This is a genomic window from Niallia sp. 03133 (genome assembly GCF_052663225.1).
Window position 1 is genome coordinate 232,715 of the sequence record NZ_JBQTCY010000006.1, and the last position, 21,368, is coordinate 254,082.

At 37.0% G+C, this 21,368-nt stretch carries 15 protein-coding genes; 13 read left to right on the plus strand and 2 right to left on the minus strand.

Going from position 1 to position 21,368, the window contains the following annotated elements; all coding sequences use genetic code 11:
- The first annotated feature begins 67 nt into the window (after positions 1-67).
- The 13 genes from ilvB (at position 68) to yihA (ending at position 18,406) form a co-directional block, all read left to right on the plus strand.
- Entirely contained in the window at positions 68-1,783 is a 1,716-nt protein-coding gene (gene ilvB / locus ACTYBU_RS10860) for an acetolactate synthase large subunit (protein WP_445489624.1), read from the plus strand.
- Positions 1,780-2,298 carry an acetolactate synthase small subunit gene (gene ilvN / locus ACTYBU_RS10865; protein WP_445489626.1) on the plus strand — a complete coding sequence of 173 codons (519 nt, stop codon included), beginning with the start codon at positions 1,780-1,782 and terminating at the stop codon, positions 2,296-2,298. The genes ilvB and ilvN overlap by 4 nt, the downstream gene beginning before the upstream one ends.
- A 48-nt stretch (positions 2,299-2,346) precedes the next feature.
- Entirely contained in the window at positions 2,347-3,369 is a 1,023-nt protein-coding gene (ilvC, locus tag ACTYBU_RS10870; RefSeq protein WP_445489628.1) for a ketol-acid reductoisomerase, read from the plus strand.
- A complete protein-coding gene (locus ACTYBU_RS10875) occupies positions 3,356-4,894 on the plus strand; it encodes a 2-isopropylmalate synthase (protein WP_445489629.1) in 1,539 nt (512 codons plus the stop codon). Before ilvC ends, ACTYBU_RS10875 begins: the two co-directional genes overlap by 14 nt.
- A 135-nt stretch (positions 4,895-5,029) precedes the next feature.
- The gene (leuB, locus tag ACTYBU_RS10880) at positions 5,030-6,130 is read left to right on the plus strand and encodes a 3-isopropylmalate dehydrogenase (protein WP_445489631.1); all 1,101 of its coding nucleotides are present in this window, start codon (positions 5,030-5,032) and stop codon (positions 6,128-6,130) included.
- Positions 6,131-6,238: 108 nt separating this feature from the next.
- Positions 6,239-7,648: a 3-isopropylmalate dehydratase large subunit gene (gene leuC / locus ACTYBU_RS10885; protein WP_445489633.1), complete on the plus strand. Its 1,410-nt coding sequence runs from the start codon at positions 6,239-6,241 to the stop codon at positions 7,646-7,648.
- A 36-nt stretch (positions 7,649-7,684) separates the two neighbouring features.
- Entirely contained in the window at positions 7,685-8,284 is a 600-nt protein-coding gene (gene leuD, locus ACTYBU_RS10890; RefSeq protein WP_445489635.1) for a 3-isopropylmalate dehydratase small subunit, read from the plus strand.
- A gap of 263 nt (positions 8,285-8,547) precedes the next feature.
- Complete coding sequence (locus tag ACTYBU_RS10895; RefSeq protein ID WP_445489637.1) at positions 8,548-9,576, plus strand: tetratricopeptide repeat protein; 1,029 nt, start codon at positions 8,548-8,550, stop codon at positions 9,574-9,576.
- Positions 9,577-9,792: 216 nt separating this feature from the next.
- Positions 9,793-11,079, plus strand: a complete 1,287-nt coding sequence (tig, locus tag ACTYBU_RS10900) for a trigger factor (RefSeq protein ID WP_445489639.1) — start codon at positions 9,793-9,795, stop codon at positions 11,077-11,079.
- Positions 11,080-11,432: 353 nt separating this feature from the next.
- Positions 11,433-12,698, plus strand: a complete 1,266-nt coding sequence (gene clpX, locus ACTYBU_RS10905; protein ID WP_445489641.1) for an ATP-dependent protease ATP-binding subunit ClpX — start codon at positions 11,433-11,435, stop codon at positions 12,696-12,698.
- Positions 12,699-12,958: 260 nt separating this feature from the next.
- Entirely contained in the window at positions 12,959-14,626 is a 1,668-nt protein-coding gene (gene lonB, locus ACTYBU_RS10910; RefSeq protein WP_445489643.1) for an ATP-dependent protease LonB, read from the plus strand.
- Positions 14,627-15,497: 871 nt separating this feature from the next.
- Positions 15,498-17,825 carry an endopeptidase La gene (lon, locus tag ACTYBU_RS10915; RefSeq protein ID WP_445489645.1) on the plus strand — a complete coding sequence of 776 codons (2,328 nt, stop codon included), beginning with the start codon at positions 15,498-15,500 and terminating at the stop codon, positions 17,823-17,825.
- Positions 17,822-18,406 (plus strand): ribosome biogenesis GTP-binding protein YihA/YsxC, encoded by a 585-nt coding sequence (gene yihA / locus ACTYBU_RS10920; RefSeq protein ID WP_445489647.1) that lies wholly within the window; start codon positions 17,822-17,824, stop codon positions 18,404-18,406. The genes lon and yihA overlap by 4 nt, the downstream gene beginning before the upstream one ends.
- Positions 18,407-18,730: 324 nt before the next feature.
- Here yihA and ACTYBU_RS10925 read toward each other — a convergent pair whose 3' ends face one another.
- Both ACTYBU_RS10925 and ACTYBU_RS10930 read right to left on the minus strand, forming a co-directional pair.
- Complete coding sequence (locus ACTYBU_RS10925) at positions 18,731-19,216, minus strand: LiaI-LiaF-like domain-containing protein (RefSeq protein ID WP_445489649.1); 486 nt, start codon at positions 19,214-19,216, stop codon at positions 18,731-18,733.
- Positions 19,217-19,717: 501 nt separating this feature from the next.
- Positions 19,718-20,941, minus strand: a complete 1,224-nt coding sequence (locus ACTYBU_RS10930) for an MFS transporter (RefSeq protein WP_445489651.1) — start codon at positions 20,939-20,941, stop codon at positions 19,718-19,720.
- Positions 20,942-21,368 lie beyond the last annotated feature (427 nt).

The window sequence follows — 21,368 nt, forward strand, 5'->3', positions numbered from 1 at the left end:
AAATGATACTTCAAGATTCCTTTAATAAAATGGATGTAGCTATTTACTTATATGAGGGGGGTAACAAATGTTACAGGAAACTGCCTTTGAAAATGCAAAGGCTAATGCAAAACCGTTAACTGGTGCTGATCTTATATTGCAGGCGTTGGAAAAGGAAAATGTAGAGTTTATTTTTGGATATCCCGGTGGTGCTGTATTGCCAATCTACGATAAAATATATGATTCGAAAATTTTTCATGTTTTGCCAAGACATGAACAGGGAGGCATACACGCTGCTGAAGGATATGCAAGAATTTCAGGGAAACCTGGTGTAGTAATTGCTACAAGCGGACCTGGTGCTACTAACATCGTCACAGGACTTGCTGATGCGATGATGGATTCATTGCCATTAGTAGTATTTACTGGTCAAGTAGCTACAGGTGTTATTGGAACAGATGCTTTCCAAGAAGCAGATATCTTAGGGATAACAACTCCAATAACAAAGTATAATTGCCAAATTAGAAGTTTGGAAGAAATTCCAAAGATTGTGAAAGAAGCTTTTTACATCGCAACAAGCGGAAGACCTGGTCCTGTATTAATCGATATTCCGAAAGATATTGCGGCTACTATTACGGAAGTACCTGAAGAGAAGGAAATTGATTTGCCAGGATATCAGCCGACAACACAGCCAAATTACATGCAAATCCGTAAATTAACAGAAGCTGTAAGTGCGGCGAAAAAACCAGTTATTTTAGCTGGTGCAGGAGTTATTTTTTCCAAAGCAAGCAATGAGCTAAAACAATATGCGGAACAACAGCAAATTCCAGTTGTTCATACATTATTAGGTTTAGGCGGATTCCCAGCAGATAACGATTTATTCATTGGAATGGGAGGAATGCACGGTTGCTACGCAGCTAATATGGCTTTATACGAATGCGATTTGCTGATAAATGTCGGAGCAAGATTTGACGACCGATTAACAGGAAATTTAGCGCATTTTGCACCAAATGCAGTGAAAGCACATATTGATATCGATCCAGCAGAAATCGGCAAGGTAATCCCAACGAAAATTCCAGTGGTTGCTGATGCGAAAGAAGCATTAACTGAGCTGATTAATCAAAATGGGAAACAGCCGGAAAATAGCGAATGGAATAAAAAGATTGAAAATTGGAAAAAAGAATATCCTTATTATTACGAAAATTCCGATTTGTTAAAACCGCAAAAGGTATTGGAAATGCTGCATGAAAAAACAAAAGGCGATGCAATAGTTACAACAGACGTTGGTCAGCATCAAATGTGGACAGCACAATTTTATCCTTTTAAAGATTCTAACAGATGGGTAACATCTGGGGGATTGGGAACTATGGGCTTCGGTTTGCCATCCAGTATCGGAGCACAATTAGCAGATCCTGATGCAACTGTTTTAGCAATCAGCGGAGATGGCGGTTTCCAAATGTGCTCCCAGGAGTTGGGGCTAATTAAAGAGTTAAATTTGCCGATTAAAATAATCGTGTTTAACAATCAGGCTTTAGGAATGGTAAGACAGTGGCAGGAATTCTTTTACGAATCCCGTTTCTCACACAGTAAAGAGTCTGTTCAGCCTTCTTTTGTAAAACTTGCAGATGCATATGGAATAAAAGGATATCAAATTAGTTCAGAAGAAGAAGCGGAATCCATTTTAGATGAAGCATTAGCAATAAGAGAACCAGTTTTACTTGAATTCCGTTTAGATCCAAATGAGAATGTATATCCAATGATCGCACCTGGTAAAGGTTTGCATGAAATGGTGGGGATGAAACCTTGAAAAAAATAATAAGTTTGACGGTATTAAATAAATCGGGTGTGCTCAATCGCATTACAAACTTGTTTTCAAAAAGAAATTATAATATTGAAAGCATCTCGGTTGGACATACTGAAAATGAAGGTATTTCAAGAATCACTTGTGTAGTTCATGTTGAAAATGATGGTGTCATTGAACAGATTACAAAACAGCTGAATAAACAAGTGGATATATTAAAAGTAGTAGATATAACGGATCAATCAATTGTTGCACGTGAACTAGCGTTGATTAAGGTTCTGGCAACACCGCATACTAGGCATGAATTATATTCCTTAATTGAGCCTTTTAGAGCATCCGTTATTGATGTAAGCAAAGAAAGCATTGTTATTCAAATTACAGGCGAATCAAATAAAGTGGATGCTTTTATTGAGCTCATTCGCCCATATGGCATTAAAGAATTGGCAAGAACAGGCACAACAGCCTTCCCTCGTGGATCTCAAAAAAATGTAAATACTAAAAATACTTTTTCAATCGTATAAGCAACTAAAATAAAAATATAACTTTTAATTCGAAAGGGAGAATAAAAAATGGCTAAAATGTATTATAACGGAGACGCAAACTTAGGATATTTCGAAGGAAAAACTGTAGCAGTAATTGGGTATGGATCTCAAGGTCATGCACATGCTTTAAATATGAAAGACAGTGGTGTAAATGCTATCATTGGTTTAAGAAAAGGAAAATCATGGGATAAAGCAGTAGAAGATGGATTTGATGTATATTCAGTTGGAGAAGCAACTGCAAAAGCAGATATCGTAATGATCTTATTGCCAGATGAGCTTCAAACAAAAGTTTATAATGAAGAAATTAAACCAAACCTTACAAATCAAGCATTAATGTTTGCACATGGATTCAACATTCACTTTAACCAAATCGTTGCACCAGAAGCTTGTGATGTATTATTGGTAGCACCTAAAGGTCCAGGACATTTAGTTCGCAGAACATACGAACAAGAAGCAGGTGTACCAGCATTATTCGCTATCTTCCAAGATGTGACTGGTGAAGCAAGAGAATTGGCGTTGGCTTATGCAAAAGCAATCGGCTCTTTGCGTGCAGGTGCATTGGAAACAACATTTAAAGAAGAAACAGAAACAGATTTATTTGGTGAACAAGCTGTACTATGCGGTGGATTGACTGCACTTGTAAAAGCTGGTTTCGAAACATTGGTAGAAGCTGGATACCAACCGGAACTTGCATACTTTGAATGTTTACACGAATTAAAATTAATCGTTGACTTAATGTATGAAGATGGAATGGCTGGAATGAGATATTCTATTTCTGATACAGCACAATGGGGCGACTTTGTAACTGGACCAAGAATCGTAACTGAAGATGTGAAAAAAGAAATGAAAGCAGTATTAACAGATATTCAAGAAGGAAAATTTGCTAAAGGCTGGATTTTAGAAAACCAAGCTAACAGACCAGAATTTACTTCAATCAACAATCGTGAAAATGAGCATTTAATTGAAAAAGTTGGGAAAGAACTACGTGCAATGATGCCATTTGTTAAAAGTTCCAAAAAGAAAGAAGTGGTAGGCAGTGTCCAGAATTAAGATTTTTGATACAACGCTAAGAGATGGAGAGCAATCCCCAGGAGTTAATCTAAATCTTGCTGAAAAAATCGTCATTGCAGAACAATTAGAGAGACTAAATGTAGATATTATAGAAGCAGGCTTTCCTGCTGCTTCTAAAGGAGATTTTACGTCTGTGCAAAAAATTGCACAGACCATCAAAAACAGCTCGGTTACAGGTCTTGCAAGAGCAGTACAGTCCGATATTGATACAGCTTGGGAAGCATTAAAAGATGGAGCAGAGCCAAGAATACATGTGTTTTTGGCAACATCTCCCATCCACCGCCAATATAAATTAAAAATGTCTAAAGAACAAGTAGTGGAAAAAGCAGTTTCGGCTGTTAAATATGCTGCTCAAAAATTTCCGATTATTCAATGGAGTGCAGAAGATGCATGCAGAACAGAACTTCCATTTTTAGCGGAAATTATTGAAGAAGTTATTCAGGCAGGGGCGCATGTTATTAACATTCCGGATACGGTTGGATACATAAATCCATATGAGTATTCGAAGGTTTTCCAATATTTGAAAAATAATGTACCTTCTTTCGATAAAGTATCCTTCTCCACTCATTGTCATGATGACTTAGGTATGGCAACAGCCAACTCATTGGCAGCCATTGAACATGGTGCAACACAAGTGGAATGTACCATTAACGGAATAGGGGAAAGAGCTGGAAATGCAGCTTTAGAAGAGATCGCGGTAGCGCTTCATATTCGCAACGATCACTATAAAAAGAGTACAAGAATCAACTTAAAAGAAATCAGCAGAACAAGCAGCCTTGTTAGCGAACTGACTGGTATGGTTGTTCCAGGAAATAAAGCGATTGTCGGGCGCAATGCATTTGCCCATGAATCAGGAATTCATCAAGATGGTGTATTAAAAGAAAAAACAACGTATGAAATCATTTCTCCTGAATTAGTTGGGTACCAGTCCAATAATATGGTATTGGGGAAACATTCAGGCAGCCATGCATTTAAAACTCGATTGGTAGAATTGGGATTAAAAATAGACGATAGTGATGTAAAAGAGTTATTTGTCGCATTTAAAGAGTTGACAGATCACAAAAAAGAAATTACAGATGAAGATATCATCGCAATTGTATTAGAGAAGAAACTATCAAAAGAAGAAAAATATTATGAGCTTGTAGATGTAAAGGTAAATCATATTGAAGGAAGTGCCCCAAAAGCTACTGTTAAGCTTTCAGGCGCTAAAAATGAATTAATTGAGCAAACTGGAACAGGTTCCGGAAGTGTAGAAGCCCTTTATAATACATTGGAAAAATCGGTAAATGGTGATGCAAACCTTTTAGATTACCGAATTCAATCAGTAGGCGGCGGGAGAGACGCTTTGGCTCAAGTATTTGTGAAAGTTCGTTATCAAGATACAGAATCAAACGGCCGAGGACTTGACCAAGATGTTTTGGTAGCTTCAGCAAAAGCATATTTACATGCAATCAATAGAGTGATATTAGAAAAAGAACAAACAGTTGAAATTGTAAACAGCTAGGTGATATTCAGTTTGACAGGGGTTTCCATTAATTTTCAATTTAAGAAAAACCTGGATTTGTACAACTGCCCATCAGTAAAAAAAAACCATGCTTTACTGATGGAAGTTTTACTTTTATGGAAAGGGCGATAAGTAATGAAAAAGAAAATCGCTGTATTAGCGGGCGATGGCATTGGTCCAGAAATTGTACAAGGTGCCATTGACATTTTACGAGTAATTGAAGAAAAATTTGAACATCAATTTGACTATAACTTTGGAAACATCGGTGGAAGTGCTGTTGATATAGATGGAAGTCCGTTGCCGGATGCAACAATTGAATTATGCAAAGAAAGTGATGCAGTTCTTTTAGGAGCTGTTGGCGGTCCAAAATGGGAAACGCTGCCTGTCCCTCTTCGTCCGGAACAAGGGCTGTTAAAAATAAGAAAAGAATTGAATCTTTTTGCAAACTTAAGACCAACAACATATTATGCAAGCTTAGCAGATTCCTCTCCATTGCGTAAGGAAATCATTGAAGATGTGGATTTGCTTGTCGTAAGGGAACTTACAGGTGGAATATATTTCGGCAAACCAAGTGAACGAACAGAGGTTAGTGGAAAACCGGGTGCTGTTGATACATTAGTGTACAGCAAAGAAGAAATTACAAGAGTGTTAGAAAAAGCATTTCAAATGGCTAAAACACGCTCTAAAAGGGTAACTTCTGTTGATAAAGCAAACGTACTTGAATCAAGCAGATTATGGCGTGAATGTGCAAATGAAATCGCAGAGAAATATCCTGATGTAACATTAGAGCATATGCTTGTGGACAATGCAGCCATGCAGCTTATTCGCAATCCGAAACAATTTGATGTAGTGGTAACGGAAAATATGTTTGGGGATATTTTGAGTGATGAGGCATCTGTACTGACAGGTTCATTAGGAATGCTGCCATCTGCTAGCATTTCTGAGGATGGTCCATTTTTATATGAACCAATCCACGGCTCAGCACCAGATATTGCAGGACAAAATATTGCTAATCCATTAGCAACTATTCTTTCAGCAGCCATGCTTTTGCGAGTATCCTTTCAATTGGAAGAAGAAGCTGCTTTAATCGAAGATGCTGTTAACCAAGTGTTAAATAACGGCTTCCGTACAAGAGATATTATTTCTCCAAATACAAAAACTGTTTCTACAACAGAAATGGTGGAAGAAGTGAAAAAAGAAATACTAGCGAAACTTGCAAACCAGTTAAAAGCATAATAGACAATAAATAGATAAAGCCAACTGTTTAAGAAAAGCAGAAAAATGGCAGGATAAAAGGATTTTATATATATAAAAGAAACGAAATTTGATAGAAAGTGAGGGATAATGATGGGAAAATCAATTATTGAAAAAATATGGGAAAAACATATTGTCCATAAAGAAGAAGGAAAGCCAGACTTGTTATATATTGATCTACATCTTGTTCATGAAGTAACATCACCTCAAGCATTTTCTGGTTTACGAATGAAAAATCGCGATGTGAGAAGACCAGATCGCACGTTTGCAACAATGGATCATAATGTACCAACACTTAATCGTTTTCAAATAGATGATGAAGTTGCATTAAATCAAATGACTACCCTAGAAAAAAACTGTGTGGAGTTTAATGTGCCTTTAGCAAACCTAGAAAGCCCAGAACAGGGGATAGTCCATGTCATTGGACCAGAACTTGGCTTAACACAGCCTGGCAAAACAATTGTCTGCGGGGACAGCCATACGTCCACACATGGAGCATTTGGAGCCCTTGCATTTGGAATCGGAACAAGTGAAGTAGAGCATGTCCTTGCAACACAAACACTTTGGCAGACAAAACCAAAAACTTTAAAAATAGATATTAGCGGCAAGCTTGCGAAAGGCGTTGGCGCAAAAGATGTTATTCTTTATGTTCTTGCAAAGCATGGTGTGAACTTTGGAACAGGTTATGTGCTTGAATATACAGGTGATGTCATTAAAAACCTTTCTATGGAAGAAAGAATGACTATTTGTAATATGTCTATAGAAGGCGGAGCAAGAGCAGGATTAATTAATCCAGATGAAACAACTTTTAATTATGTAAAAGGCAGAAAATATGCACCAGCAGACTTTGAAGCAGCAGTGAAGGAATGGAAAGAGCTAGTTTCTGACCAAGATGCTGAGTATGATAAAGTGATTGAAATTGACGGAAATGATATTGCGCCAATGGTCAGCTGGGGGACAAATCCAGCGATGACAGCGAAAATTGATGAAGCAATTCCAACAGCAGCTGATTGCGAAGATGAAACAGACCGCCGTGCATTGCAAAGCGCTCTTGAATACATGGATTTAAAAGAAGGACAATCCATTACAGATATTAAAATTCAGCATGTATTTATCGGATCATGCACAAATTCTAGAATTGAAGATTTACGCCAGGCAGCCAGTGTAATAAATGGCCGCAGTGTTCAAGAAGGTGTTCGTGCATTAGTTGTTCCTGGTTCTCAGCAGGTGAAACAGCAGGCAGAGAAAGAAGGCTTAAATAAAATCTTCACGGAAGCTGGTTTTGAGTGGAGAGATGCAGGCTGTAGCATGTGCCTAAGTATGAACAATGACGTCGTTCCAAGCGGAGAGCATTGTGCATCTACATCTAACCGAAACTTTGAAGGAAGACAAGGAGCTGGAGCAAGGACACACCTAGTAAGCCCAGCAATGGCAGCAGCAGCAGCAATCAACGGTCGCTTTGTTGATGTACGAAAAGAACAAGAAATTGAATTCGTTTAATATTATTTTGAAAAGATTATGCAAGGAGGGGGAAGTATGAGCGGATTTAAAAAATTTGTCGGCAAGGCAGCAGCAATGGATCGAGCGAATGTGGATACCGACCAAATTATTCCAAAACAATTTTTGAAAAGAATTGAAAAAACAGGCTTCGGCAAATTTGCTTTTTTCGATTGGCGCTATAACAAGGATGGAGGACCGAATCCGGATTTTGAATTAAACTATCCAGAAAACCAAGGTGCATCCATTTTAATTGCTAACAAAAACTTCGGCTGCGGCTCTTCAAGAGAGCATGCGCCATGGGCGTTAGATGATTATGGTTTTAAAGTGGTAATCGCTCCATCTTTTGCAGATATTTTTTATCAAAACTGTTTAAAAAATGGAATGCTTCCAATTCAATTAGAAACGGACAAGGTGGAATACTTGTTAAAAGCAGCAAAAAATCAACCTTATAATCTAGAGGTTGATTTAGAAGAAGAAACAATCGCAGATGACAGCGGTTTTAAAGCAAGCTTTGCCATTCATCCATATTGGAAAAAAATGCTTGTAAATGGCTGGGACGAAATTGAAATAACATTACAATATGACCAGTCTATTGAAGCATATGAAAAGCATAAAGCAGAAGTATCAGTCTTATAGATAGTTGGTAAAAGAGTTTGTCCTTTTGGCAGGCTCTTTTTTTGTGTGGAATAAATCATTCGTGTTTCACATAAGGGTTTGAATATAAGATTTCTTCTCTTCACAAGGATGTAATTCCTCATTTCCCTTTCGTTTAAATTAAGTTAATCAATAAGATCTAATCTTTATTGTTAGAATGGGCAGCAGCGCTTAAAGAGTGGTTGCACATGAGCAAAAAAAAATGCTAAACTAGCTAAAACTAGAGACATTAGGCGGTTAAAACAATGAAGAAGCGGGATATAAAGAAGAAAGATAATATTGTATTTTTCCCTGATTTGGATCAAAGGCTGCTTGGAAAGGGTCTTGATGCCGTACAGGAAAAAAAATATTATGAGGCTATTTCTTATTTTAAAGAAGCGATGGAGTTTAGTCCTGAAAATAGTGATATACAAATTGGCTTAATTTTATCTTATTATGAATTAGGATCGCTTAACCAAGCAAAAGAAATTGCAAAAAATATGCTGGATCAAGGGTTGGGAGATTATATTCATGTATTGGATCTATATTTGATGATTCTAGTTCAGCTCCATGAATATGATGAAATTATTGCTACTATTGAAGTGCTGCTTGAAGATCGTCAAATTCCTGCCAATAAAATCGAACATTTTTCAAAGATGCTTGATTTTAGCAGACGGATGGGTTTGAGTACGACGGATAAAGAGGATAAGAAGCAAGAAGATCTGAATTATCCAATCGGAGAAAAATTAGAATTAACATCCATTCAAGACACGAATAAACAAATGATGCTTATATCCAAATTAGCCAATCAAAATATTCGTCCGTATATAGAAGAAATTAAAGAGTATCTTGCAACGGAAGAAGGAAGTCCTTTTTTAAAAACGCTGCTTCTAAATATCCTAAAGGAACAGGAATATCATAAAGAAGTGGCGGTTTATAAATTTAATAGATATATAAACGTTGTTCCAAGCATGCTCGAAGATATTCAGGCACAATCACAGTTTTCAGAAATTGAAGTTGCTTTAAAAGAAACATTGGAACATGAAGACCCTGTTTTAATGGAAAACATCAAAGTTCTGCTGGAACGTCAATTTTTTCTCTTATATCCTTTTAAACTCGAGATATTTACTAACAGGACATGGGCTGCTGCTTATCATTTTGTTATGAAGGAGTATTATGGGCAAGAAGAAGAAATTGCTTCATATTGCGACATTTACAGTGTAAATGAGCACGAAATGGAAGAAGCAATAAGTTTTATAAAGAGCTTGGAGGAAATTTCTTATCCTAATATTTAGGCTTGGATGTTGAAACAACTAGAACCTATGATATAATGTAATGGTTGCATTTAGAAAATGCGAATAATATTTTGACTGATAGATAGCTGCTTATCCTATTGCTTGCGAGGATAAAACCTGAAGAGGCGATGGTTTTTAGCAAGATTGAAGCAGTTTTATCTAAACAAAAGTTAGAAGCAATGAAAAGTAGAATAGATTGTTGGAGGGAAACATTGTATGTCAGCTAAATGGGAAGTTTTAGAAGGGAACCGCGGCGTCTTAACAATTGAAGTAGATGCTGAGAAAGTAAACGAAGGTTTAGAACTAGCTTTTAAAAAGGTAGTAAAAAAAGTAAATATCCCAGGATTCCGTAAAGGGAAAATTCCGCGTGGTATGTTCGAACAACGTTTTGGTGTAGAATCTCTTTACCAAGATGCTATCGATATTTTATTGCCGGAAGCTTATGCAGGCGCTATTGAAGAAACTGGAATTGAGCCAGTTGATCGTCCTGAAATCGATGTAGAGCAAATCGAAAAAGGCAAATCATTAATCTTTAAAGCTACTGTTGTTGTAAAGCCTGAAGTAACTTTAGGCGAGTACAAAGGAATCGAAGTAGAAGAAGTAAGCACTGAAGTAACAGAAGAAGATGTTAATGCTGAAATTAAAGCATTGCAAGAAAAACAAGCTGAGCTAGTAGTAAAAGAAGAAGGCGCAGCTGAATTAGGCGATACAGTAGTAATGGATTTCGAAGGATTCCAAGATGGAGTTGCTTTCGAAGGCGGAACTGCTGAAAACTTCTCCCTTGAATTAGGTTCAGGCCAATTCATTCCAGGATTTGAAGATCAAGTAGTAGGCATGGCTGTTGGAGAGGTAAAAGAAATTGAAGTTTCTTTCCCAGAAGAATACCATGCAGCTGAATTAGCTGGTAAACCTGCAACATTTAAAGTAACAATTCATGAAATTAAAGGAAAAGAACTTCCTGAATTAGATGATGAGTTTGCAAAAGATGTTGATGAAGAAGCTGAAACTTTAGACGCATTAAAAGAAAAAATCAAAACTCGTTTAGAAAATGAGAAAAAACATCAAGCAGAGCATGCTGTACGTGATACGGTAGTAGAAAAAGCAGCTGAAAATGCTACAATTGATATCCCTGAAGCAATGGTTAACACGGAAATCGACCGCATGATGAATGAATTCGAGCAGCGCCTTCAAGCACAAGGCATGAACCTTGAATTATACTTCCAATTCTCAGGTCAAGATGAAGAAGCGTTAAAAGGGCAAATGAAAGAAGATGCGGAAAAACGTGTTCGTGTTAACTTAACTTTAGAAGCAATTGTTAATGTTGAGAACTTAGAAGTAGCTGAAGAAGAAGTTACAGCTGAATTAGACAAAATGGCTGAAATGTATAAAATGCCTATAGATGCTATTACACAAGCACTTGGCGGAACTGAAAACTTAAAAATGGATATAAAAATGAGAAAAGCAATCGATTTTCTTGTGGAAAACAGTAAAACTGTTGCATAATAGAAGTAAGTAAAAAAACTAAGGCGCGAATGAATCGTGCCTTAGTTTTATATTAGTAAGATGGAACATAGAATAAGAATAGGCAAGACACTTTTTGCGTACAGGAAACATATTATGATTTTAATTGCATTTAATTTTTTCAGGCTTAATATTAGCGAATCTGGTTATGCTTAAAAGAAGTACATAAATTTTGATCCACGGTTTATTTGTTGGTCGCAAGTTGTTTCATTTCCTGTACATACACCATTGTGTTACAATGCAATACATAACTGTTGTGAGAGTTTTTATAAAAAATGATTAAACAAATAATCCGTGCGATCAACATATACAAAGAAGATTTAAGGGGTGAAGACATGTTTAAGTTTAATGATGAAAAGGGACAGCTAAAGTGTTCCTTCTGCGGCAAAACACAAGATCAAGTTCGCAAACTAGTTGCTGGACCAGGAGTGTACATTTGTGATGAATGTATTGAATTATGCACAGAGATTGTGGAAGAAGAGCTTGGCACAGAAGAAGAAGTAGAATTTAAAGATGTACCAAAACCTAGTGAAATTCGTGATATTTTGGACGAATATGTAATAGGACAGGAGCAAGCAAAAAAGGCGCTTTCAGTAGCAGTATACAATCATTACAAACGCATTAATTCAAACAGCAAAATTGATGATGTAGAACTATCAAAAAGTAATATTGCAATGATTGGACCAACAGGAAGCGGGAAAACACTTCTTGCACAAACACTTGCCAGAATTTTAAATGTACCGTTTGCTATTGCTGATGCTACTTCTTTAACAGAAGCTGGCTATGTTGGAGAAGATGTAGAAAATATTCTTCTGAAATTAATCCAATCAGCTGATTATGATGTAGAAAAAGCGGAAAAAGGCATTATTTATATTGATGAAATTGATAAAGTTGCCCGCAAGTCTGAAAATCCATCTATTACAAGAGATGTTTCAGGTGAAGGTGTACAGCAGGCTTTATTAAAAATCTTGGAAGGTACCGTTGCAAGTGTACCGCCACAAGGTGGAAGAAAACATCCTCATCAAGAATTTATTCAAATTGATACGACAAATATTTTATTTATTTGCGGTGGGGCGTTTGATGGAATTGAACCAATTATAAAAAGACGCCTTGGTCAAAAAGTAATAGGCTTTGGTTCAGAATCGAAGGAGCCGGAAATTGAAGATAAGGATCTTCTATCAAAAGTATTGCCTGAAGATTTGCTTCGTTTTGGTCTAATTCCAGAGTTTATCGGACGTCTTCCGGTAATTGCCAGCCTTGGTCAATTAGATGAAGAGGCGCTTGTTGAAATTCTAACGAAACCGAAAAATGCTTTAGCAAAGCAATACAAAAAAATGCTTGAATTAGATAATGTTGAATTAGATTTTGAAGAAGGCGCACTTCAAGAAATTGCGAAAAAAGCAATTGAACGTAAAACGGGAGCACGTGGTTTAAGATCCATTATTGAAGGCATTATGCTTGATGTAATGTTTGAACTGCCTTCCCGCGATGATATTGTAAAATGTATCATCACAAAAGAAACGGTATCGGATAATGCTACGCCAAAGCTTGTTTTAGAAGACGGAACCGTTATTGATAAAGAAACAAAAACATCTGCCTAACAACAGTTATAAAAAGATATCGGACTGTCCAATAAGTGGAGCTCTCTCCCTTATTGGACAGTTTTTTTGCGTTGATTTGAAAGCAGGCATTCATTTTTTATAGGCTCCAATACCCATTTCCCCTGCTGAACTCCTTTTCCTCCAGAATGGAAAAACAGCGTGTGTTAATCTTCCGATTTTTTCAAGAAAAACTGTTTATTCCAACTCATGGAAGGAGATACTAATTTTTATCAGCATGAATATATTCGGGAGGTATTAATATGAGTTGGACGGAGATCGCTTTATTTGTCCAATTATTTTTTGGCATAATAATTGGGCTTTATTTTTGGAATTTACTGAAAAACCAAAGAACACAAAAAGTATCGATTGACCGAGAATCAAGAAAGGAAATGGATCAATTGCGAAAGATGCGTTCCATCTCTTTAACAGAACCATTATCAGAAAAGGTACGTCCTACAAGTTTTTCAGATATTGTAGGACAGGAAGACGGCATCAAGTCGTTGAAAGCTGCTCTTTGTGGACCAAATCCGCAGCATGTGATCATATATGGACCCCCTGGAGTAGGCAAAACTGCAGCTGCTAGGCTTGTTTTAGAAGAAGCAAAAAAGAATCAAAAGTCTCCTTTTAAAATCAATTCGGTATTTGTTGAATTGGATGCAACAACAGCCAGATTTGATGAAAGAGGAATTGCCGATCCGTTAATTGGTTCTGTGCATGATCCCATTTATCAAGGAGCCGGAGCAATGGGACAAGCAGGTATCCCGCAGCCGAAGCAAGGTGCAGTAACAAATGCCCATGGAGGAGTTTTATTTATTGATGAAATTGGGGAGCTGCATCCAACGCAGATGAACAAGCTGCTGAAAGTGTTGGAAGATCGAAAAGTCTTTCTTGAAAGTGCCTACTACAATGAAGATAATGCGAATATACCAACACATATTCATGAAATATTCAAAAATGGCCTTCCAGCTGACTTCCGTTTAATTGGAGCAACTACAAGAACTCCTAATGAAATCCCTCCAGCTATTCGTTCTCGCTGCATGGAAGTTTTTTTCCGAGAATTAACGAAAGAGGAAGTAGTAAAGATTGGAAAAAAAGCGGCTGATAAAGTGAATCTGACTATTAGCGACCAATCATTAGACATATTAGCGGAGTATGCAAGAAATGGAAGAGAAGCAGTAAATATTATTCAAATATCAGCAGGTTTGGCTATTGGAGAAGACAGAAGCTTCATAAAAGAGGAAGAAATGGAATGGGTTATTAATTCTAGTCAGCTTGTACCGAGATTGGAGAGGAAAATTAATACAGAATCGTTGATTGGATCTGTAAACGGATTAGCTGTTTATGGAACAAATATCGGATCTTTGTTGGAGATAGAGGTAACCGTTATTCCTGCTAAAGAGAAGGGATCCATTAATATTACAGGGATTGTAGAAGAAGAAAGCATTGGCGGACAAGGAAAATCAATTAGAAGAAAAAGTATGGCAAGAGGATCAATTGAGAATGTTATTACCGTTCTTCGTTCCATGAATGTCCCAGCAGATCAATTCGATATCCATGTGAATTTTCCCGGCGGAGTGCCAATAGATGGGCCATCGGCAGGAATATCAATGGCAACAGGCATCTATTCTGCTATATATAAATTTCCAATAGACCATAAGGTGGCAATGACAGGCGAAATAAGCATACATGGAAAAGTAAAGCCTGTTGGCGGTGTACTTGCAAAAGTAAAAGCTGCCCAAAAAGCCGGTGCAGAAAGAGTCATTATCCCGATAGAAAATATGCAATCCATTTTAGAGGAAGTACAAGGAATTACGCTTGTTCCAGTATCAACGTTAAAAGAAGTATTGGGTCATGCCTTAATAAAAGAATCAATTAAAGAAGAAATCCTGTCGTCTGCGATAGACATTTCCAAGAAAAAAAGCATATAAAGTAAAAGCTTTAATTTTCCGTATAATAGTGGGGGATTAAAGCTTTTTTACTGATCGGTAAATGGAAAGGTTTTCGTCCATTAATAATAGAGGACATTTTCCTGTCGAAGTAAATTGTTTTATCATTTCGACAGAAGACTCCCACCTCAAGGAATGTGGAGGGAAAAGCCCAATAAGTAGGTAGGAGATGAATGTCGGTTGGCATTAGCCAACACTTTCCTCCGTATGTTAAAATAGAAACGAATGTTCTTGTTGGAAGTGGGATAAGGTTGTTAAGTGGTGAGTAGTTTAAAATAGAGTAGAGTTAAAAATCGGCTTTTTATTGGGAATAGAACAATTCTTTAAAATATCTTGATAAATGTAACCATTTCAAATGTTAAGCTTTACAAGAACGTATGAAATATAAATACACAAATATTTTTTGATATCAGGACATATTACAGGCAGTTTGATAAGATACTAATACTATCACCTAAAAAGGGTTCCTTTTTAAAGAAAAGGATATTTTTACATGAATGACATTCAGTAAAATGAAAAAGTTCTATTTTATCCCACTCTTCACGGGCAGTAAGACCCCCACCTCAAGATGCTGAGAAATCGAGGAAGCTAGTGGGAACAACTGCTCGTTAAGATCCGATAGAGGTACACAAACTAAGGTCGCCACTTCCTGTGGCGACGTTTGTGTGATCCACATCCTGTGGACCGAAAGCTTTCCATCAATGGGGGATGAAGAAAACTCCCGTTGATGGAAAGGTTCCCTTTATATAAGCGGATAATAACCCTAGTTAATAGACACTTTTTGATAAATAAGATAGAATTGTACAAAGTATTAGAAATGTAAAGGAACTTTTATTGCTGGAGGTGCAACGTTATGGAGGAAATGAATAGTACAATTGTCCCCCTCCTGCCGCTTCGAGGACTGCTTGTTTATCCAACGATGGTTTTACATTTAGATGTAGGCCGTGAAAAGTCGGTGCAGGCACTTGAAAAAGCAATGGTAGATGATCATTTAATCTTTTTAACCATGCAAAAGGATATTGACCTGGATGATCCTTCGGAAGAGGATTTATACAGAATAGGTACATTAACGAAGGTAAAACAAATGTTAAAGCTGCCAAATGGCACAATCCGTGTATTGGTGGAGGGGCTTAAAAGGGCAGAAATTCAGGAACTGATAGAAGAAGACGGATATTTTGCTGCAAGCTTGAATGTATATGAAGAAGATACATCTAAAGATGTAGAAGATGAAGCGTTAATGCGCACTATGCTTCAATATTTTGAGCAATACATAAAAATATCAAAGAAAATATCAAATGAAACATATGCCACTGTATCAGATATGGAAGAACCAGGAAGAATGGCTGATATTATTACTTCCCATTTGCCAATAAAATTAAAAGAAAAACAACATATTTTGGAGACATTGGACAATAAAAAAAGAATCAATTATGTTATTGATATTATTCACAATGAAAAAGAAGTTCTCAATTTAGAAAAGAAAATCGGACAACGCGTGAAAAAGTCCATGGAAAGAACCCAAAAAGAATATTATTTACGCGAACAAATGAAAGCCATTCAAAAAGAACTTGGCGATAAAGACGGCAAGAGTGGAGAAGTAAGTACGCTTACGGAAAAAATCGAAGAAGCCGGCATGCCGGAGCATGTAAAAACAGCTGCTCTAAAGGAATTGGACCGCTATGAAAAAATACCGTCTACTTCTGCTGAAAGCTCTGTAATCCGGAACTATATAGAATGGTTAATTACCTTGCCTTGGTCAAACGCTACAGAAGATGATTTAAATATTAACAAAGCAGAAAATATTTTAAATAAAGACCATTACGGTTTGGAAAAAGTGAAAGAGCGGGTATTAGAGTATTTAGCAGTACAGAACTTGACAAATTCTCTAAAAGGCCCCATTTTATGTTTAGCTGGACCTCCGGGAGTCGGGAAAACAAGCTTAGCCCGATCGATTGCCAAATCGCTTAATCGCAACTTTGTCCGCATTTCCCTTGGTGGCGTTAGAGATGAATCGGAAATAAGAGGGCATCGAAGAACCTATGTAGGGGCAATGCCTGGCCGAATCATTCAAGGCATGAAAAAAGCTGGCACAATCAACCCAGTATTTTTGCTGGATGAAATTGATAAAATGTCCAATGACTTCCGCGGTGATCCTTCTGCAGCCATGCTGGAAGTGTTGGATCCAGAGCAAAACCACAGCTTTAGTGATCATTATATTGAAGAAACATATGACCTTTCCAAAGTTATGTTTATTGCAACAGCCAATAATTTGGCAACAATACCTGCTCCGCTAAGAGATAGAATGGAGATTATTTCGATTGCTGGATATACAGAATTAGAAAAAATACACATTGTGAAGGATCATTTGTTAGGAAAACAAATAAAAGATCATGGATTAACAAAAGGGCAATTGCAAATTAGAGAAGATGCCATTCAAAAAATCGTCCGCTTATATACACGGGAAGCTGGCGTGCGAAGTCTAGAAAGACAAATCGCTGCCATTTGCAGGAAAACAGCCAAAATAATCGTTTCTGGCGATAAGAAAAAAATTATTTTAACAAGCAAAAATGTGGAAGAGTTTCTTGGCAAGCCTAAATTCCGATTTGGGCAGGCGGAAGAGGAAGATCAGGTTGGTGTGGCAACAGGTCTTGCTTATACCACTGTCGGCGGTGATACCCTGCAAATAGAAGTATCGTTAGCGCCTGGAAAAGGCAAGCTGGTGTTGACTGGAAAACTCGGCGATGTCATGAAAGAATCAGCTCAAGCAGCATTCAGCTATATTCGTTCCAAATCAGAAGAACTTGGCATTGATCCAAAATTTCATGAAAAAAATGACATTCATATCCACGTTCCAGAAGGTGCTGTGCCAAAAGACGGTCCTTCTGCCGGTATAACAATGGTTACGGCACTTGTTTCTGCTCTTTCTGGCAAATCAATCAGAAAGGAAGTCGGAATGACAGGGGAAGTAACCTTAAGAGGTCGAGTATTGCCAATTGGGGGATTAAAGGAAAAATCCTTGGGTGCCCACCGAGCTGGATTAACGACCATTATTGCACCAAAAGATAATGAAAAAGATTTAGATGATATTCCAGAAAGTGTACGTGAGGATCTTGAATTTATTCTTGTATCCCATGTAGACGAAGTATTAAAACATGCTCTGAACGGAAGTGTACATTCTTGAAAGTAAATAGCGCAGAAATAGTAATTAGTGCTGTAAAGCCAAATCAATATCCTGAAGCAGATATACCAGAATTTGCATTGGCTGGCAGGTCAAATGTAGGGAAATCCTCGTTTATTAATAAAATGCTTGGAAGAAAAGCGTTAGCCCGCATTTCTTCCAAACCTGGTAAAACACAAACATTAAATTTTTATTTAATTAATGAAATCCTCCATTTTGTAGATGTACCTGGATACGGCTATGCAAAAGTCTCCAAAAAGGAACGGGAAGCATGGGGGAAGATGCTTGAAACGTATTTTACATCAAGAGATCAACTGAGAGCAGTTATTTTAATAACCGATCTCCGGCATCCGCCAACAAAAGACGATGTATTAATGTATGATTTTTTAAAGCATTATAATATTCCTTGCGTCATAATAGCGACAAAAGCGGATAAAATATCCAAGTCACAATGGCAAAAGCATTTAAAAGTAACAAAAGAAACATTTGATTTAAGCGAAGACGATTATCTGATTCTTTTTTCATCGGAAACTGGTGAAGGAAAAGACAAAGTATGGTCCTTGCTGCAGCATTTGGCGAAATAAGTGCCAGGAGAAAATAAACTTGAATGGATAGTGAGTGCTGAAATTTGCGCTCACTATTTTTATCCCACTCTTAACGGGCAGTAATCCCCCCACCTCGGGGATGCCGAGAAATCGAGGAAGCTAGGTGGGGGGATAACTGCCCGTAAAGGTCCGATAAATCCAACTAACCATCAGTGCGGGATGAGGAAAAACCCCCAATGATGGAAGTTTACTTTATTTTGTCAGAAGAAAAAAGATGGCCACGTTAAGACGGCGTGAAAAAAACCATAAAGAAAGGCAGACACTAAAACCAGAAAGTTTTAGTGTCTGCCTTTTGAAGCCTATTTACTTTTTCTTAGAAATTAAATAATAGCCGCCTACAAGCAGGAACAGCATCGGGATAATTTTCCTCATAACAGAAGGACTGATTTTTAAGAATCCTACTGATTTTAAAATGTCTTGATAAAATAATAAAAGAACGGCTAAAAAAAGGAACAACAGTCCATTCATCATGCCTTTCCCTGTTTTTTGATGCTGCAGAATAAAACCTAGTGCAATAATTAATACAAATGTGCCTGCATGATCAGGCCAAATGGAAAGTTTGTGAACTAAATGAAAATGAAGTCCAAAACCAGTAAAAATTATTCCTGGCAAAATGAAGCTGTAATCTTTTCCTCCATAGCCTTGAAATAAAAATGCGATGCCTACTATTAACAGTAAAGTCGGCCAAACTAAAAGCGATGACACCGATGGAATAGGATATTCTTTTAAAAGAAAATATAACCCAAATCCAATTAATATAATCCCAGAGAATAGTTTTTGTGTTTTCATTATGTCCTCCTGCTCCTGATAGTCCCTTCTTTTTCAGCCGTTTAATCGGCTAATCTTTCAGCATTCTTCTATAATGAGTGAAAACAAGAAGGATGTCTTATCACGTATAGAAATATTAGACGTAATAAAGTGAACCTTTCCATCAGTGGGGGTTTTTTTCATCCCCTACTGATGGTTAGTTGAACTTATCGGACCATTACGGGCAGTTATCCCCCACCTAGCTTCCTCGATTTCTCAGCATCCCTGAGGTGGGGGCTTACTGCCCGTTAAGAGTGGGATAAATTCAATCTTTTTTGTATGTATATAACTCGTAATACGTTTTAATGACTATTACCTAATAAGCTATTCTATCAAACATACAAGAAGAATCAACAAAAGAAGAACTAGGTTGTACAACGTGTCACATACTCATTTCGACATGACAAGGAAGTACTCCTTTTTTAATAGGGTGGATAAAACAAAAATCGCCGTCACATTCATGAAGGCGATCTCAAGAGTGAGTTATGATGCTGTAATAGGCATTTGCTTTTCGGTATTTTTTCTCACTATCTTTCTATATCGATAATTTACAATAGCTGCTGCTGTGATTCCGACTAAAGAAAGAGCAGCGTCAAAAATAAAGATAATCGATATATGACCGGTTTTTGACATAATGCCTGTAGCAATTGGCAATAACACAGAAGCCAATCCAGCTGCCGTTGCGACCAATCCTGTAACAAACCCTTTTTTCTTCCAAAACAATTCGGTCATAATGGTTATAGATAACTGAAAAACTCCTGCTGTAGAAAATCCTAAGAAAAAGGAAGCGATAAAGGAGATGCTTGGTGTTTTTATTGTTAATAAAACCATTACTGCGAAAAAGGTAATGATAGGATAAATAACTACGACAGTAATTGGCTGGATTAATTTTTTTAATAAAATCGATAATGCCAAAACAGAAATTAATGCCCCGATACTGTAAAAGCTTAACAATTTAACAGAACTTGTAGCGCTCATCCCAATCACTTTTTGCCCATAGGTAGGAAGCCAAATTTGCGAAACGGTAAATAATGAGGTGGATGTAAATCCCATGATAATAAGAGCTAGTCCTTCTTTCAAAAATTGCGGCTCTGATTGAAATTTTTTTCTTTCTTCTATATTTTCCGTTGTAGGTAAAGCTTCAACTTTATGATTTGGAAATGATCGCTTCCATAAAAACATCATATTAAGAAAGTAAATGGCAGCAGGAATAAAAAAAGAATAACCATAAAACAAATCGTGATTTGCAAAAAAGGCAATCATTAATGGCAGCAAAGCAGCCCCAGCAGACATAAATGCCTTTACTAATACGCTGGCAGATCCTGTTGATGTAGGGAAAATTTCAATGAGTGCCGGATAGGTTCCAGCATCCATGGCAGAATTAGCAACCCCTGCTAAAATAGCAAAAAGAAAAGCGATTTGATAGGTTGGCGCCAAAGGGATTCCGACTAAAAATAAGGCCATCATCAGCCCTGAAAGCAAGATAAGAGGCTTTCTCCCAAATTTATCTGACAAAATGCCTGATAGAGAATAGGAAAGTAATTTGCCAATTCCTATTGCTGAAATGATATAACTTACACCAGCACTATCTGTGTTCAATTGCTTCGTTAAATACGGCATATTAGATGCCAGTATGATATTCACCATACCAAGCATTAAATAATTCACATATAAGCTGGAGGCAGTTTTTATATAGCTGTTTTTCATTGTTTACACTCCTTATTGCGTTGGACTAACTTACTCATTTTATTTGTAAAGAAGGGAAATTTCAACCTTACATTCAAAATTGGATAAAAATTCAGACTATAGGACGCTTATTGGGGAATTTTACTTGTTTTACTGCATATATAACTGAAAAAATTCAGACAGAAAAAAGAGGAAATGCATGAAAAATTTACTGAATATAGAGTAAGGTCGTTCAAAAAAAGATATAATAGGTATATCTGTTTGCTTTAAGTTTATAAGCAGCATAGCTGGAAATAATCGATGCGGCAGAGTAAAGCAACTTATGATAAAATGAAAATAGCATTGGTTTTTGTATGGAACTAATTGCTTTCTATTAAAGGTTTTCATTTACATTGCGCAGGGTATTGGAAGAAAAGCTATATCGTCTATTTTTCCCTATTTCCTTATA

Bases quoted from the DNA above. Each gene is read 5' to 3' on its own strand.
- lon (WP_445489645.1), top strand. From the start codon at position 15,498: ATGGAGGAAATGAATAGTACAATTGTCCCCCTCCTGCCGCTTCGAGGA.
- lonB (WP_445489643.1), top strand. From the start codon at position 12,959: ATGAGTTGGACGGAGATCGCTTTATTTGTCCAATTATTTTTTGGCATA.
- leuD (WP_445489635.1), top strand. From the start codon at position 7,685: ATGAGCGGATTTAAAAAATTTGTCGGCAAGGCAGCAGCAATGGATCGA.
- ilvC (WP_445489628.1), top strand. From the start codon at position 2,347: ATGGCTAAAATGTATTATAACGGAGACGCAAACTTAGGATATTTCGAA.
- ACTYBU_RS10925 (WP_445489649.1), bottom strand. From the start codon at position 19,216: ATGAAAACACAAAAACTATTCTCTGGGATTATATTAATTGGATTTGGG.
- ilvB (WP_445489624.1), top strand. From the start codon at position 68: ATGTTACAGGAAACTGCCTTTGAAAATGCAAAGGCTAATGCAAAACCG.
- ACTYBU_RS10895 (WP_445489637.1), top strand. From the start codon at position 8,548: ATGAAGAAGCGGGATATAAAGAAGAAAGATAATATTGTATTTTTCCCT.
- leuB (WP_445489631.1), top strand. From the start codon at position 5,030: ATGAAAAAGAAAATCGCTGTATTAGCGGGCGATGGCATTGGTCCAGAA.
- leuC (WP_445489633.1), top strand. From the start codon at position 6,239: ATGATGGGAAAATCAATTATTGAAAAAATATGGGAAAAACATATTGTC.
- ACTYBU_RS10930 (WP_445489651.1), bottom strand. From the start codon at position 20,941: ATGAAAAACAGCTATATAAAAACTGCCTCCAGCTTATATGTGAATTAT.
- tig (WP_445489639.1), top strand. From the start codon at position 9,793: ATGTCAGCTAAATGGGAAGTTTTAGAAGGGAACCGCGGCGTCTTAACA.
- clpX (WP_445489641.1), top strand. From the start codon at position 11,433: ATGTTTAAGTTTAATGATGAAAAGGGACAGCTAAAGTGTTCCTTCTGC.